The organism is Thalassotalea sp. 273M-4 (assembly GCF_041410465.1).
Classification (GTDB): domain Bacteria; phylum Pseudomonadota; class Gammaproteobacteria; order Enterobacterales; family Alteromonadaceae; genus Thalassotalea_A; species Thalassotalea_A aquiviva.
On record NZ_CP166961.1, the window covers coordinates 439,779 to 456,748 of the forward strand.

Annotated in this window: 8 protein-coding genes, 3 rRNA genes and 2 pseudogenes; 10 read left to right on the forward strand and 3 right to left on the reverse strand. The window is 43.7% G+C overall.

Features of this window, described 5'->3' with window-relative positions; all coding sequences use genetic code 11:
- Positions 1-3 precede the first annotated feature (3 nt).
- Positions 4-1,242, forward strand: a complete 1,239-nt coding sequence (locus tag ACAY00_RS01900) for a glutamate-5-semialdehyde dehydrogenase (protein ID WP_371379491.1) — start codon at positions 4-6, stop codon at positions 1,240-1,242.
- Between the two features lie 54 nt (positions 1,243-1,296).
- Here ACAY00_RS01900 and ilvC read toward each other — a convergent pair whose 3' ends face one another.
- Complete coding sequence (ilvC, locus tag ACAY00_RS01905) at positions 1,297-2,778, reverse strand: ketol-acid reductoisomerase (protein WP_371376481.1); 1,482 nt, start codon at positions 2,776-2,778, stop codon at positions 1,297-1,299.
- A 140-nt stretch (positions 2,779-2,918) separates the two neighbouring features.
- On the opposite strand from ilvC, the gene ilvY reads away from it, so the two are divergent.
- The 5 genes from ilvY to ACAY00_RS01930 all read left to right on the forward strand — a co-directional run bounded on the left by ilvY (position 2,919) and on the right by ACAY00_RS01930 (position 10,633).
- Entirely contained in the window at positions 2,919-3,800 is an 882-nt protein-coding gene (ilvY, locus tag ACAY00_RS01910) for an HTH-type transcriptional activator IlvY (protein ID WP_371376484.1), read from the forward strand.
- A 642-nt stretch (positions 3,801-4,442) separates the two neighbouring features.
- Positions 4,443-5,982 (forward strand): 16S ribosomal RNA (locus ACAY00_RS01915).
- A 412-nt stretch (positions 5,983-6,394) separates the two neighbouring features.
- A 23S ribosomal RNA gene (locus ACAY00_RS01920) occupies positions 6,395-9,284 on the forward strand.
- A 102-nt stretch (positions 9,285-9,386) separates the two neighbouring features.
- Positions 9,387-9,501: ribosomal RNA gene (gene rrf, locus ACAY00_RS01925) — 5S ribosomal RNA — on the forward strand.
- The 16S, 23S and 5S rRNA genes sit together here, the layout of an rRNA operon.
- Before the next feature lie 499 nt (positions 9,502-10,000).
- A complete protein-coding gene (locus tag ACAY00_RS01930) occupies positions 10,001-10,633 on the forward strand; it encodes a hypothetical protein (RefSeq protein ID WP_371376486.1) in 633 nt (210 codons plus the stop codon).
- On the opposite strand, the gene ACAY00_RS01935 is transcribed toward ACAY00_RS01930, so the two are convergent.
- Together ACAY00_RS01935 and xseA are read right to left on the reverse strand one after the other, a co-directional pair.
- Positions 10,630-11,598 carry a metallophosphoesterase gene (locus tag ACAY00_RS01935; protein WP_371376489.1) on the reverse strand — a complete coding sequence of 323 codons (969 nt, stop codon included), beginning with the start codon at positions 11,596-11,598 and terminating at the stop codon, positions 10,630-10,632. The two genes, ACAY00_RS01930 and ACAY00_RS01935, sit on opposite strands and share 4 nt — an antisense overlap.
- Before the next feature lie 39 nt (positions 11,599-11,637).
- Positions 11,638-12,987 (reverse strand): exodeoxyribonuclease VII large subunit, encoded by a 1,350-nt coding sequence (gene xseA / locus ACAY00_RS01940; RefSeq protein ID WP_371376492.1) that lies wholly within the window; start codon positions 12,985-12,987, stop codon positions 11,638-11,640.
- A 135-nt stretch (positions 12,988-13,122) separates the two neighbouring features.
- Here xseA and guaB point away from each other — a divergent pair, with 135 nt between their 5' ends.
- The 4 genes and pseudogenes from guaB to ACAY00_RS01960 all read left to right on the forward strand — a co-directional run.
- Positions 13,123-14,592, forward strand: a complete 1,470-nt coding sequence (gene guaB / locus ACAY00_RS01945; RefSeq protein ID WP_371376495.1) for an IMP dehydrogenase — start codon at positions 13,123-13,125, stop codon at positions 14,590-14,592.
- Between the two features lie 167 nt (positions 14,593-14,759).
- On the forward strand, positions 14,760-16,337 hold the full coding sequence (gene guaA, locus ACAY00_RS01950; protein WP_371376498.1) for a glutamine-hydrolyzing GMP synthase: 1,578 nt from the start codon (positions 14,760-14,762) through the stop codon (positions 16,335-16,337).
- 129 nt (positions 16,338-16,466) lie between these two features.
- A pseudogene (locus tag ACAY00_RS01955) lies at positions 16,467-16,592 on the forward strand (hypothetical protein); the annotation flags it as partial.
- Positions 16,593-16,711: 119 nt separating this feature from the next.
- Positions 16,712-16,846: pseudogene (locus ACAY00_RS01960) on the forward strand (hypothetical protein); the annotation flags it as partial.
- Positions 16,847-16,970: the final 124 nt, after the last annotated feature.

Genomic DNA, 16,970 nt, shown 5'->3' on the forward strand with positions numbered 1-16,970 from the left:
AGCATGACCAAAATGGCGACCAAGGCCAAGGTTGCGGCGTTAACCGCCGCTCAATTACCCACCAGGTTAAAAAATAAGTTGCTCTGTGCTATGGCCGAAAACATTATTCGCCACCAACAGCAGATCTTAGAGGCCAATCATCTCGATATGGAAAAGGCAAAAATGAATGCAGTAGCTGCTGCCATGCAAGACCGACTATTACTAACGAAAGAGCGTATAGAAGGGATCAGTAAGGCTCTATTAGATATTGTTCAACTACCTGACCCTTTGGGGTATAAAGCCCAAACCAAATCCTTACCAAGTGGGATTGAGGTACAAAAAATGCGGATCCCGTTAGGGGTTATAGCAATGATTTATGAAGCCAGACCTAATGTGACCGCTGAAGCCGCCGCATTATGCTTAAAAGCGGGAAATGCCGTGATATTGCGTGGTGGCTCGGAAGCTCTGCACTCTAATTTAGCCCTAGCGGATGTTTTACACCAAACACTGACATCGTTTAACCTGCCTAAAGAGATCATCAGTGTGGTGTCCGATCCTGCTCGGGAAGTGATTCATACCTTATTAACGTTAAATGAATCCATCGATTTAGTGATCCCGCGTGGTGGTGAAGGGTTAATCCGTTTTGTCACCAATCATTCGCGAATCCCGGTTATTCAGCATTTTAAAGGCGTATGCCATTTATATGTTGATAAAGCCGCCGATCTGCAAAAAGCCTTAGCCATATTGGTCAATGGTAAAACCCAACGCCCCAGTGCTTGTAATGCCTTGGAAACGTTATTGGTGCATCAAGATATAGCAGAACCTTTTTTGACCATGGCGGCGACAGAGTTAAATTCATTTAAGGTGATGGTGCATGGCTGTGAAAACTCCCAACCTTACTTTGTCGGCGCCATACCCGCTACGGAAGCGGATTATCATGCCGAATACTTAGCTCAGGAAATTGCCGTAAAAGTGGTGAAAAATTATGAGCAAGCGATAAGCCACATTCAAACCTACGGTTCCAATCATACCGAAGTCATTGTGACTGAAGATCCGGCAACAGCAGATGATTTTGTCAGACAAATTCATTCGTCGGTGGTGATGGTGAATGCTTCGTCGCGATTCTCCGACGGTGGGGAACTCGGTTTAGGCTCAGAAATTGGTATATCGACCAGCAAATTACACGCTTATGGACCAATGGGGTTAGAAGCGCTAACCACTGAAAAGTTTGTCGTAAAAGGACAAGGACAGGTGAGAATTTAACGATAATAAAAAGCCCGATAAATCGGGCTGTCACTGTTCTTAATAAAACCTGTTTTATTGCGCCTCAACGATCCGCTTCATGTCAGTCATGTAGCCTCGCAATTCTTTACCAATGATTTCCACCCCATGGTTACGAATAGCCTCGTTCACTTCAATTAAACGTAAGTTGTCTACACCGTTGTTTTTTGTGGTTAAACCTTCGCCTAAATCTTCTAAGGTTAATTGACTGACAAAATCTGTTAATAAAGGCACCGCGGCATGAGTAAATAGATAGTTGCCGTATTCGGCGGTATCCGAAATGACCACATTCATCTCATATAATTTATTGCGGGCAATACAATTGGCAATCAATGGTGTTTCATGTAGTGACTCATAGTAGGCGGACTCTTCAATAATCCCTGAAGCAACCATGGCATCAAAGGCCAACTCAACCCCAGCTTTTATCATCGCGACAATGAAAATCCCTTTATCGTAGTATTCCTGTTCCGTAATGGTAATGTCGCAGTCTGGTGCTTGTTCAAAACTGGTGTCGGCAGTTTCTGCTCGCCAACGTAATAAATCGGCATCATCATTTGCCCAGTCTTGCATCATGGTTTGTGAGAAACGACCTTCAATGATGTCATCCATATGTTTATCAAATAACGGCTTGAGAATAGTCTTTAACTGCTCCGACATATCAAAAGTGCGAATTTTCGCCGGATTTGATAAACGATCCATCATATTCGTGATACCACCGTGTTTAAGACCTTCGGTAGTAACCTCAATACCATATTGCAATAATTTTCGAGCGTAGCCAGCATCCATCCCTAATGCCAATAATTGTTTATGACCTAAAACCGCTGCGGTTTGTAACATGCCACATAAAATGGTTTGTTCACCCATCAAGTCGGATTTTACTTCGGCGATAAACGATGATTCCAACACACCGGCCCGATCACCCCCCGTTGCCGAGGCATAAGCTTTCGCTATTGTTAACCCATCTCCTTTGGGATCGTTTTCTGGGTGAACCGCAATAAGCGTTGGTACCCCAAAACCGCGTTTGTATTCTTCGCGAACTTCGGTACCTGGACACTTAGGTGCCACCATGACCACGGTAATGTCTGGGCGAATTTGCATCCCTTCTTCAACAATATTAAAGCCATGAGAGTATGCTAACGTTGCGCCTTGCTTCATTAGTGGCATAATGGCCCTTACCACATTGCTATGTTGTTTATCTGGCGTCAGGTTTAACACCATATCGGCATCGGGAAGAAGTTCATCATAGGTACCAACGTTAAAGCCATTTTCGGTTGCCCATTGCCAAGATTGACGTTTCTCAGCAATCGCTGCATCGCGCAATGCATAAGAAATGTTTAATCCAGAATCGCGCATATTTAAACCTTGGTTAAGACCTTGTGCGCCACAACCAACAATAACAATATTCCAGCCTTTGAGAAATTGACATCCATCACTAAATTCATCTCGTTTCATAAAACGACATTTTCCCAGTTGTGCTAACTTTTCACGCAAACTTAAGGTATTGAAATAATTGGCCATGTGAACTCCATTTAATGTGAACTTGCTAATAAATCTATCCTAATGCAACACGCTTGTTGCGTAAAATGATATATTTGCAACCATGTGTTGCGTAAAGTGAAATATAAGTAAATAATAAATTTTTAACTTTAGGGGGAAATATGGAAATCAAATCATTGCAGGCATTTTGTCATTTAGCCGATAGTTTACATTTTGGTCAAAGTGCGAAAGCGTTGCATTTGAGTCCTTCAACTCTAAGTAGAATGGTTCAGCGGTTAGAAGAGACCCTTGGTAGCGAGCTGTTCATTCGAGATAATCGGCGAGTACAATTGACTCAAGCTGGTGGCACATTCCTCAAATTTGCCGAACAACAAATTCAGCAATGGCAACTATTGCAAATTCAGCTGCAAACAGACCGAGTTGAACTTAGTGGGAGCCTGCGTATTTTCTGTTCCGTTACCGCGGCTTATTCTCATTTACCAACATTGTTAGAAGGCTTTCGCTTACAGCACCCTAAAGTTGAAATTATTCTCGTAACAGGCAATGCCGCTGATGCGGTATTTGAGGTTAGTAAAAATACCGCCGACATTGCCATTGCTGCAAAGCCTGAATCTATGCCAAGCTCAGTTGAATTTAAAGAGATAGGAAAAATACCTATGGCGATCATTGCACCAACGATGGCATGTCAGGTAAAACTAGACTTAAAGCAACAACCGATAGAATGGGCAACCATACCTGTGATCTTACCCGATCATGGTCCTGCTCGAAGCCGTTTTGAGTTATGGTTAAAAAAGCAAGGAGTCACAAGACCGAAAGTTTATGCCACTGTTACAGGGCATGAAGCGTTAGTATCCATGGTCGCTCTCGGTTGTGGTATTGGTATAGCACCGCAAGTTGTTATAGATAACTCGCCAGTTAAAGACCGCGTATATACATTATCGGAGCCTGATACTATTTCAGCGTTTGATTTAGGCCTATGTTGGCAAAAGCGTAAAACAACACAACCTATAGTAAAAGCTTTTCTGGACAGCCTGCCAAAGTAAATCAAGAAACTATCCAGATAAATTGAACCTTAAAACGGCGAATAGTAAAGTTATTGTGATCTTTTTGTTGTTGTTTTAAGCCTTTCGTACAAAATACACCCAATCAGCCCTGTTTTTATATTTTTTATCAAAAAACAGTTGACGGCATCCTAAAAATCTCTAGAATGCGCATCCACTTCCACGGGGTTAGGCAACAAGGTTGACAAGCCAAGTGTGAAGGGGGTTTTAAGCAAATCCTAGTTTAAAAACTTTTTCAAAAAAGATTTTAAAAACGGTTGACTTTGAACTTAAGATGCGTAGAATGCGCATCTCGCTTCGGGCAAGGTCTAAAGCGTCGCAAGCAGCGAATGAGATTGCTTGTTTTATATGGAGTTACTGATTACCTGTTCATCCATGAACGAATCAGCAAGCTTATATCCATATAAGCTCTTTAACAATTAGTTATCATGCAATTTGTGTGGGCACTCACATTAAGATTGATTTACAAAGCTACTAAGTATTTATACCAGTAGCACATTAACTTAATGATGATGACACACAAAATATATACATATGTTTTATGTAAAGTTTGTTTTTACTTTTCAAGTGAAAACAACCAGCAAATTCATTGAGTCGATTCTTCGGAATCAAAAAACAACTTTTTAATTGAAGAGTTTGATCATGGCTCAGATTGAACGCTGGCGGCAGGCTTAACACATGCAAGTCGAGCGGTAACATTTCTAGCTTGCTAGAAGATGACGAGCGGCGGACGGGTGAGTAATGCTTGGGAATATGCCTTGAGGTGGGGGACAACAGTTGGAAACGACTGCTAATACCGCATAATGTCTACGGACCAAAGGAGGGGATCTTCGGACCTTTCGCCTTTAGATTAGCCCAAGTGAGATTAGCTAGATGGTGGGGTAAAGGCCTACCATGGCGACGATCTCTAGCTGGTTTGAGAGGATGATCAGCCACACTGGGACTGAGACACGGCCCAGACTCCTACGGGAGGCAGCAGTGGGGAATATTGCACAATGGGGGAAACCCTGATGCAGCCATGCCGCGTGTGTGAAGAAGGCCTTCGGGTTGTAAAGCACTTTCAGCGAGGAGGAAAGGTTAGTAGCTAATATCTGCTAGCTGTGACGTTACTCGCAGAAGAAGCACCGGCTAACTCCGTGCCAGCAGCCGCGGTAATACGGAGGGTGCGAGCGTTAATCGGAATTACTGGGCGTAAAGCGTGCGTAGGCGGATTGTTAAGCGAGATGTGAAAGCCCAGGGCTCAACCTTGGAACTGCATTTCGAACTGGCTGTCTAGAGTATTGTAGAGGGTGGTGGAATTTCCAGTGTAGCGGTGAAATGCGTAGAGATTGGAAGGAACATCAGTGGCGAAGGCGGCCACCTGGACAAATACTGACGCTGAGGCACGAAAGCGTGGGGAGCAAACAGGATTAGATACCCTGGTAGTCCACGCCGTAAACGATGTCAACTAGCTGTTTGTGTCTTTAAGACGTGGGTAGCGCAGCTAACGCGATAAGTTGACCGCCTGGGGAGTACGGCCGCAAGGTTAAAACTCAAATGAATTGACGGGGGCCCGCACAAGCGGTGGAGCATGTGGTTTAATTCGATGCAACGCGAAGAACCTTACCATCCCTTGACATCCAGAGAAGTCGCTAGAGATAGCTTCGTGCCTTCGGGAGCTCTGAGACAGGTGCTGCATGGCTGTCGTCAGCTCGTGTTGTGAAATGTTGGGTTAAGTCCCGCAACGAGCGCAACCCTTATCCTTATTTGCCAGCACTTCGGGTGGGAACTTTAAGGAGACTGCCGGTGATAAACCGGAGGAAGGTGGGGACGACGTCAAGTCATCATGGCCCTTACGGGATGGGCTACACACGTGCTACAATGGCAGATACAAAGGGCAGCAAGACCGCGAGGTGGAGCGAATCCCATAAAGTCTGTCGTAGTCCGGATTGGAGTCTGCAACTCGACTCCATGAAGTCGGAATCGCTAGTAATCGTGGATCAGAATGCCGCGGTGAATACGTTCCCGGGCCTTGTACACACCGCCCGTCACACCATGGGAGTGGGTTGCAAAAGAAGTAGCTAGTTTAACCTTCGGGAGGACGGTTACCACTTTGTGATTCATGACTGGGGTGAAGTCGTAACAAGGTAACCCTAGGGGAACCTGGGGTTGGATCACCTCCTTACCTTAAGTAGACAACTTAATGAGTACGAAAGTACTGCGAGTGTTCACACAAATAGCATGATAACAATTGATGAAAACTTAAAGATAAGCACCGATGCTTATCTTTGAGTTTTCACTCACATAACTGCCGAATGTGCGCAGATATGACATCTTTAACAATTTGGAAAGCTGATATTAAACCCGGTGTTTGTATCGATAACAACGTGTCGCACGATGTTATCAAATGATATAGGCACCAAAACGAAAACACATTCCTAGTGTTTTCAAACTAATTAATAATCTTTGATTATTGATTTTTTATACTCAAGACATTCTTATTGAATGCGTGAAAATGTCAGACTTTACAACTTTCTCAGAATTAGTCCTCTGAGTTTCAGTTGTTTTACGTAAAGTAAAACTTTTTGGGGTTGTATGGTTAAGTGACTAAGCGTATGTGGTGGATGCCTTGGCAGTTAGAGGCGATGAAGGACGTGTTAATCTGCGAAAAGCTGTGTTAAGCCGATAAAAGGCGTTATAGGCACAGATGTCCGAATGGGGAAACCCACTTGTCGTAAGGCAGGTATCATTAAGTGAATACATAGCTTAATGAGGCGAACCGGGAGAACTGAAACATCTAAGTACCCCGAGGAAAAGAAATCAACCGAGATTTCCTTAGTAGCGGCGAGCGAACGGGAATTAGCCCTTAAGCGGTTTGTAAATTAGTGGAATGCTCTGGAAAGAGCAGCGATACAGGGTGATAGCCCCGTACACGAAAATAAACTTACCGTGAAATCGAGTAGGTCGGGACACGAGAAATCTTGACTGAATATGGGGGGACCATCCTCCAAGGCTAAATACTCCTAACTGACCGATAGTGAACCAGTACCGTGAGGGAAAGGCGAAAAGAACCCCTGTGAGGGGAGTGAAATAGAACCTGAAACCGCATACGTACAAGCAGTGGAAGCCTACTTGTTAGGTGACTGCGTACCTTTTGTATAATGGGTCAGCGACTTATGTTCTGTAGCAAGGTTAACCGAATAGGGGAGCCGTAGCGAAAGCGAGTGTTAACTGCGCGTTTAGTTGCAGGGCATAGACCCGAAACCCGGCGATCTACCCATGGGCAGGTTGAAGGTTGAGTAACATCAACTGGAGGACCGAACACACGTATGTTGAAAAATGCGGTGATGACCTGTGGGTCGGAGTGAAAGGCTAATCAAGCCGGGAGATAGCTGGTTCTCCCCGAAATCTATTTAGGTAGAGCCTCGGACGAATACCATTGGGGGTAGAGCACTGTTAAGGCTAGGGGGTCATCCCGACTTACCAACCCTTTGCAAACTCCGAATACCAATGAGTACTATCCGGGAGACACACTGCGGGTGCTAACGTCCGTTGTGGAAAGGGAAACAACCCAGACCGCCAGCTAAGGTCCCAAAGTCATAGTTAAGTGGGAAACGATGTGGAAAGGCATAGACAGCTAGGAGGTTGGCTTAGAAGCAGCCACCCTTTAAAGAAAGCGTAATAGCTCACTAGTCGAGTCGGTCTGCGCGGAAGATGTAACGGGGCTAAACTATGCACCGAAGCTGCGGATTTGAACTTAGGTTCAAGTGGTAGGGGAGCGTTCTGTAAGCCGTTGAAGGTGTGTTGTAAAGCATGCTGGAGGTATCAGAAGTGCGAATGCTGACATGAGTAACGATAAGGGGAGTGAAAAACTCCCCCGCCGAAAGACCAAGGTTTCCTGTCCCATGTTAATCAGGGCAGGGTAAGTCGGCCCCTAAGGCGAGGCGGAAACGCGTAGTCGATGGGAAACAGATTAATATTTCTGTACTTCTTATAATTGCGAAGGAGGGACGGAGCAGGCTAGGCAAGCATGGCGTTGGTTGTCCATGTGAAAGTATGTAGGCTGAAGAATTAGGTAAATCCGGTTCTTCTTAAGGCTGAGATACGAGACGAGACTCTACGGAGTTGAAGTTGTTGATGCCCTACTTCCAGGAAAAGCTTCTAAGCATCAGATTATAAGGAACCGTACCCCAAACCGACACAGGTGGTTAGGTAGAGAATACTAAGGCGCTTGAGAGAACTCGGGTGAAGGAACTAGGCAAAATAGTACCGTAACTTCGGGAGAAGGTACGCTGACTTTGGTGATGGGACTTGCTCCTTAAGCTGAGGTCAGTCGAAGTAACCAGGTGGCTGGAACTGTTTATTAAAAACACAGCACTGTGCAAAATCGAAAGATGACGTATACGGTGTGACGCCTGCCCGGTGCCGGAAGGTTAATTGATTGGGTTAGCGCAAGCGAAGCTCATGATCGAAGCCCCGGTAAACGGCGGCCGTAACTATAACGGTCCTAAGGTAGCGAAATTCCTTGTCGGGTAAGTTCCGACCTGCACGAATGGCGTAATCATGGCCACACTGTCTCCACCCGAGACTCAGTGAAATTGAATTTGCGGTTAAGATGCCGTATACCCGCGGCTAGACGGAAAGACCCCGTGAACCTTTACTATAGCTTGACAGTGAACATTGCTCCTACATGTGTAGGATAGGTGGGAGGCTTTGAAGCAACGTCGCCAGATGTTGTGGAGCCAATCTTGAAATACCACCCTTGTATGCGTGATGTTCTAACCTAGGTCTCTTATCGAGATTGGGGACACTGTCTGGTGGGTAGTTTGACTGGGGCGGTCTCCTCCCAAAGAGTAACGGAGGAGCACGAAGGTTGGCTAAGTACGGTCGGACATCGTACGGTTAGTGCAATGGCATAAGCCAGCTTAACTGCGAGACAGACACGTCGAGCAGGTACGAAAGTAGGTCATAGTGATCCGGTGGTTCTGTATGGAAGGGCCATCGCTCAACGGATAAAAGGTACTCCGGGGATAACAGGCTGATACCGCCCAAGAGTTCATATCGACGGCGGTGTTTGGCACCTCGATGTCGGCTCATCACATCCTGGGGCTGAAGTCGGTCCCAAGGGTATGGCTGTTCGCCATTTAAAGTGGTACGCGAGCTGGGTTTAGAACGTCGTGAGACAGTTCGGTCCCTATCTGCCGTGGGCGTTTGAGAATTGAAGAGGGCTGCTCCTAGTACGAGAGGACCGGAGTGGACGAACCGCTGGTGTTCGGGTTGTCATGCCAATGGCATTGCCCGGTAGCTATGTTCGGAACTGATAACCGCTGAAAGCATCTAAGCGGGAAGCAGGCTTTGAGATGAGTTCTCACTGGGACTTTAAGTCCCCTAAAGGGTCGTCGGAGACTACGACGTTGATAGGTCAGGTGTGTAAGGGTTGCGAGGCCTTGAGCTAACTGATACTAATTGCCCGTGAGGCTTAACCATACAACACCCAAGAGGTTTTAAAGATTGTATGTCTGAAACATCACGCATTGTAAGAATTGAGTAGCGTTTAATATTAGATTTCAAATTGTTTAACAAGTTTTGTCTAGCGACAATAGCGTTGTGGAACCACCTGATCCCATGCCGAACTCAGAAGTGAAACGCAACAGCGCCGATGGTAGTGTGGGAGTTCCCATGTGAGAGTAGGTCATCGCTAGGCTCCTATTCTAAAAGCCCGCTTATTTAAGCGGGCTTTTCTCGTTTTAGGCTTTTGAAAATTTAAACCACCTTGAACCTCAACGAGGTCCCATCCTCGGCAACTGCTCCTGCGTTGCTCTACCTCCTGCATCCATGCAGTCGTAAAACATGATGGGATGACGGTGCGTGTTAAAACACTCTCCTTGCATCCTTGTAACGTTCTATCCTTAAAGCCTTTTATCCTTTAAGCCTTTAAGCCTTTAAGCCTTTAAGCCTTACAGCTCTATAGCCTGCTAAAATCTCAACGAGGTTGCGGCCTCGGCAACTGCTCCTGCGTTGCGCTACCTCCTGCATCCATGCAGTTGTTTGCCGCAATGACGATGCTTGTTAACCATATCGTCATCCTCGCGAAGGCGAGGATCTCCTTCCTTGCCACCTTGCAGCGTTTAATCCTTTAATCTTTTAAGCACCTCAGCACTAAGCCTTAAAGCGTTAAGCTTTCCCCTTTGAAGGATCCTATAATGATAAGTATTATCGATTTTTTAAGGAATATTGCGTTGTTGAAATGGCTGTGTTTATTATTGCTCCCTCATTTTGCGTTATCGGCTTCGCAACCTTCATTAAATAAGGACTTTTTCGGGCTAGGTCTTGAGCATAAAGTCCCACTGCAACGCAATTTTGACTATGAAGGTTTTGTGCTCTATGGCGATAAAAGCTTAACAGAGTATCTTGTGTTATCGGCTGAGTTAGGGCTTTTTTACAGCGATGTTAATGACAGTGATTTTACCTTAAATACCCAACAACTATTGATTGGTTATCGTTTGTCGTGGGACTCTCAATTTGAATCGCAATTATTGCTTGGTTTTCGCAATGAACGTTTAGAACATAATGGTATTGAGTTTCGAGACGATAATAGTGACGGTTCGATTATTTATCGCCTAGCGAACTATTACCAGTTAAACGAACAACACGGTTTAGCCCTTATATTAAGCAATCATAGTGTGTATGACGTTGACCGTTATGAGTTTGACTTTAATTATCGCCTTCGCTTAAATTCACCCTGGTATTTAAATGCAGGGGTAAAATTTAGTTATAACACGCAGTTTAAACACGATCTCAACATGTACCGTTTGAGTGTGGAATATCAATTCTAAGGGATAATTGTATACATTACTTGGGGCATAGGATCGGTAACGGGAACTATATAAATTTGATTGCTCGTTATATAAAGTGAAAATCCGCCAAAAGCGCTCTGGGCAAAAGCCGAACTTTTGCCACACTCAATAGAGCGTAACTTTGCTCCGCCAGCTCCTGATATTAAATAATTAGGCAACTCAGAAGATTCTATGTATTCCAAATTGTGTTCATGCCCTGATAAATACAGAGGCACTTTAAAACTTTTAAGTAAAGACTGTAAGCCTGCTTTTAATATATCGCTACCACCGTGTTTGCCGTTTGATACGATTGGATGATGACCAAAAATCAAATTGGTTTGAGATTGTGATTTAGCTAACGCCTCATTTAGCCAAGCCAGTTGATCTAATTGTTCAGCGCCAAGAATAAAGGCAGTCGTATCAACTGCAAATAAGTTTACCGAGATCTCGCCTTTTGAAATGCTCTTTTGGTAGTATCGATAAGGGAAATGGATCTGTGACTGTTTCTCGCTTAGTTCGACTATGGCGTTAATGCTTCCTTCATAGTCATGGTTACCGACTGTCCAATACCAAGGCACATTTGCTATGGCAAGTTGTGAGTAGATGCCTAAAAATCGGCTCCTAATGTAAGGATCATCAATACCTGTAATGCCGTCGTTATAAAATATATCCCCCGTGTGAATGATCCCATCTAATGGGTATTGGATATGATAGGCTTCAAGAATTTCTGCACTTGTACGCTGATTGTCATCACCTGTGCCAGTATCGCCTATCACATAAAGATGAATACCAGGTTGATCATAAATATCCGCTGAAAGAGCTTGATGGCTGTTATTACAAAGATAGTTTTGTTCAAGGTTGGAAGGGGAAAACCGCGCAGAATCGTTTTGTGACGGGTTATTACTACCGCCACAGCCGATAAAACAAAAGGTGCTGAGAAGGCACAATATATAAAGTCTAAACATAAGCTGGTTTTATGTGTTTGCTTAAGCTTAGTTTAGTCTTTATTTTTCTATTTTTGTGATGGTGCTCTCAATTTTGCCATTTTCAATTTGAGTTGAAAGATTATCACCAACATTTAGCACCTTAATATCTTTCACAATCTTACCTTGTGCATCTCGGGTGATACTATAGCCTCGAGCTATGGTTGCCAGTGGACTCATAATATTTAAGTATTGCGCTAAGTTAGCCAGTTGTTGTTGTTTGTTATCTTTTAAAATCAACATTGCGCGGGTCAACCGATCGTGTAAGTTAAGTCGATTTTGCTTGGCCATGGCGAGATTTTTTTCCATTGGAACACCATGTAACCGTTGCTGTAATATGCTTAGCTTAGTCGTTAACGCCTGCATTCTTTGCGTTAGCAAAGTATTTAACCTTGCTTGTAACTCATCAAATCGTTGCTGTTGTCGATGCAATTTATGTTCGGGATGGGTTAGATTTAATCGGTGTACAAGCGCTTGTAGTTTTACTTTTTTAGCTTGCAACTGCCATCTCGCGCTTTGACCAATCTTATGTTCTAAGCTCTTAATTTGCTTTATTAATTGTTCATTGTCTGCGGATATGATTTCAGCCGCCGCAGAGGGCGTTGGCGCGCGTAAATCGGCGACAAAATCAGACAAACTGGTATCTATTTCGTGTCCTACCGCAGAGATAACTGGAATATCACAATCAAATATTGCTCTAACCACCGGCTCTTCATTAAAAGCCCACAAGTCTTCTAGTGAGCCACCGCCACGCCCGACAATAAGGACATCACATTCGTCGCGTTCATTGGCTGTGTAAATGGCATCACTGATTTGATCTGCTGCTTGTTCGCCCTGAACCAAGGTTGGATAAATAATGACTTTAATGCCAGGGCTACGCCTTTTTAATACGGTTAGAATATCTTTAATCGCAGCCCCTGTACTGGAAGTTACTAAGCCTACCGTTTGTACGTATTGCGGCATGGGTTGCTTATAGCGACTTTCAAATAAACCTTCGCTTTGTAATTGTGCTTTGAGCTGTTCAAACTTTTGTCGGAGTAACCCTTCGCCCGCATCTTCCATTTGTTCGATAATAAGTTGGAAGTCACCGCGTGGTTCGTATAACGAAACTTTGGCCTTTACCAATACTTGTTGGCCGTTCGCTGGCTTTAACCTAACAAAACGATTATTGCCTTTAAACATGGCACATCGAACTTGGGATTTATCATCTTTTAAGGATAAATACCAATGACCAGAGCTTGCGGCCATAAAATTAGAGATTTCACCAGTTAACCAGACGGTATGGAGCTCGCTTTCTAGGATAAAACGTACTTTTTTTGTTAATTCACTTACGTGTAATATGTGTTGTTTACTGGCGTTGATTAAAGTCATGTGTCACTTTTGTTATGTTTTTAGGGATTAATAGAACAAACGTTATATTTTTAACAATATTTGTTTACCTATAGGGCCAACTCGGATAAAATCCATCCGCAATATATAACTCCCACATAAGCGAGATTGTTGCCCATGCTACGAATAGCTCAAGAAGCCCTTACCTTTGATGATGTACTACTTGTACCTGCCCATTCAACGGTATTACCCCACACTGCAAGCCTTAAGACTAAACTAACCAATAAGATTGAACTTAATGTGCCAATTTTATCTGCCTCTATGGATACGGTTACCGAGGCTCGTTTAGCCATCGCCCTAGCTCAAGAAGGCGGTATTGGCTTTATCCACAAAAATATGACTATCGCTGAGCAGGCAGCTAACGTTCGTCAAGTAAAGAAATACGAAAGTGGTATTGTGACAGATCCGGTGACGGTAAGTCCAGACATCAGTATTCGTGAAGTATTCGCCTTATCTGATGAATTAAACTTTTCAGGCTTTCCTGTCGTTGATGAAGGCAAAAACCTTGTCGGCATTATCACCTCTCGTGACTTACGTTTTGAAATCGATCTTGATAAAAAAGTATCCGATTTAATGACGCCAAAAGAAAAGTTAGTCACCGTTAAAGCCAATGCTGAGCGTGAAGATATCCTTAATGCGATGCATGCTCACCGTATCGAAAAAATTCTTGTGGTCAATGATGACTTCGAATTAAGCGGTATGATCACGGCGAAAGATTACCAAAAAGCGGAAAGCAAACCAAATGCCTGTAAAGATGAGTTTGGTCGCTTACGTGTAGGTGCTGCTGTCGGTGTTGGCGCGGGTACGGAAGAGCGTATTGAAGCTTTGGTCAGCGCAGGTGTTGACGTGCTATTAATCGATACATCACACGGCCATTCACAAGGCGTTATTGATCGCGTTAAAGCGACTCGAGCTGCATACCCTGATTTACAAATTGTTGCTGGTAACGTAGCGACAGAAGAAGGCGCAAGAGCTTTAGCCGAAGCTGGTGCTAACGCTGTTAAAGTAGGTATTGGCCCAGGTTCTATCTGTACCACTCGTATTGTAACAGGGTGTGGTGTACCACAAATTACGGCTATTTCAGAAGCAGTGAAAGGTGTTGCCGGTATGGATATTCCTGTTATTGCCGATGGTGGTATTCGTTTCTCTGGTGATATCGCTAAAGCCATCGTTGCAGGTGCTCACTGTGTTATGGTGGGGTCGATGTTAGCGGGTACGGAAGAAGCGCCAGGTGATGTTGAACTTTACCAAGGTCGTTACTACAAATCTTATCGTGGTATGGGCTCTTTGGGGGCAATGAACCAAAAAGAAGGTTCATCAGATCGTTACTTCCAAAAATCAGATGAAGCTGACAAGCTTGTTCCTGAAGGCATCGAAGGCCGTGTTGCATATAAAGGGCCAATGGCAGCCATTATTCATCAGCAAATTGGTGGTATTCGTTCAGCCATGGGCTTAACGGGCTCTGCTGACATTGAAACCATGCGCACCAAACCACAATTTGTAAAAATTACGGCGGCTGGTATGGGTGAATCTCATGTCCACGATGTAACCATCACTAAAGAAGCCCCTAATTATCGCATGGGTTAATCGATTAGGTTAGTGTTTTAACCTAAGTGTTTCTTCGTACGTTGTTGTATTTTATATAACAATTGAACGTATCCCCTTGCTTTAACTGGCTCCATTTAAAGCAAGGACTTTATAAAAAATACTAAACGGTGTAGGTATTACACCGTTTCTAATCAAGAGAAAATTTAATGACTCAAGATATTCATGACCATCGAATTCTAATTTTAGATTTTGGCTCTCAGTACACTCAATTAATTGCACGTCGTGTACGTGAAATTGGCGTCTATTGTGAACTTTGGGCTTGGGATGTTACCGAAGAGCAAATCAAAGAGTTTAACCCATCGGGAATTATTCTTGCCGGTGGACCTGAGTCGGTAACTGAAATGAACTCGCCACGAGCCCCTGAATATGTATTTAATGCCGGTGTCCCTGTATTTGGTATCTGTTACGGTATGCAAACCATGGCTGAGCAGTTAGGTGGCGCAGTACAAAGCTCTGAGCATAAAGAGTTTGGTTATGCCGCTGTCGAAGTTATTGCCCAATCAGAACTGTTCAAAAACATTGAAGATAGCATTCACGCTTCTGGTAATGCGTCATTAGATGTTTGGATGAGTCACGGTGATAAAGTTTCTGCCATTCCTAGCGGTTTTAGCACCATTGCACAAACGCCAAGCTGTGCGCATGCTGCAATGGCCAATGAAGAAAAGAAATTTTACGGTGTGCAATTTCACCCTGAAGTAACACATACCAAACAAGGTATGCGTATTTTAGAGCATTTTGTGATTGATATTTGTCGTTGTGAAAAGCTATGGACATCAAAATCAATCATTGAAGATGCTGTTGCTAAAATGAAAGAACAAGTTGGCGATGATGAAGTTGTCTTAGGGTTATCTGGCGGTGTCGACTCTTCTGTTGTTGCCATGTTATTACACCGCGCTATTGGTGAAAAGCTAACGTGTGTGTTTGTTGATAATGGCTTGTTGCGTTTAAATGAAAGCAAACAAGTTATGGATATGTTTGGTGACCATTTTGGCTTAAACATTATTCATGTCAAAGCGGAAGACAGATTTCTTAATCGCCTTGCAGGGGTTAATGATCCTGAAGCCAAACGCAAAATCATTGGTAATGTTTTCGTTGAAGTGTTTGACGAAGAAGCCAGCAAACTGAAAAACGCAAAATGGTTAGCACAAGGTACCATTTACCCAGATGTTATTGAATCAGCAGCCTCGGCTACGGGTAAAGCACATGTGATTAAGTCACATCACAACGTAGGTGGCTTACCAGAAGATATGGAACTTGGTCTTGTTGAACCTTTACGAGAGTTATTTAAAGATGAAGTTCGTAAAATTGGTTTAGAGCTTGGTCTGCCATACGATATGCTTTATCGTCATCCGTTTCCAGGACCTGGTCTAGGTGTTCGTGTATTAGGTGAAGTGAAAAAAGAATACTGTGACTTACTACGTCGCGCCGATGCTATTTTCATTGAAGAATTGCATAACCACGACCTATACCACAAAGTAAGCCAAGCTTTCACCGTATTCTTACCGGTTCGCTCAGTAGGTGTTATGGGCGATGGTCGTAAGTACGATTGGGTTGTATCACTGCGTGCGGTAGAAACTATCGACTTTATGACAGCGCATTGGGCGCATTTACCATACGATTTCTTAGGTTTGGTATCGAACCGTATCATCAATGAAATCGATGGTATTTCACGTGTTGTTTACGATATTTCAGGCAAACCACCTGCAACTATCGAGTGGGAATAATCGTTAATTTTGTAAGGTAAATTTACCTTTCAGACTAAATATAAAACCGGTTTAACCTTCGTTAAGCCGGTTTTTTTTATTCACTGTATCTGCGCTCTGCGGTCATAAAGTTTATGACCGGCATCACTTTGGGCGCATTTACCATACGATTTCCTAGGTTTGGTATCGAACCGTATCATCAATGAAATCGATGGTATTTCACGTGTTGTTTACGATATTTCAGGCAAACCACCTGCAACTATCGAGTGGGAATAATCGTTAATTTTGTAAGGTAAATTTACCTTTCAGACTAAATATAAAACCGGTTTAACCTTCGTTAAGCCGGTTTTTTTATTCACTGTATCTGCGCTCTGCGGTCATAAAGTTTATGACCGACATCACTTTGGGCGCATTTACCATACAATTTCCTAGGTTTGGTATCGAACCGTATCATCAATGAAATCGATGGTATTTCACGTGTTGTTTACGATATTTCAGGCAAACCACCTGCAACTATCGAGTGGGAATAATCGCTAATTTTGTAAGGTAAATTTACCTTTCAGACTAAATATAAAACCGGTTTAACCTTCGTTAAGCCGTTTTTTTATTCACTGTATCTGCGCTCTGCGGTCATAAAGTTTATGACCGGCATCA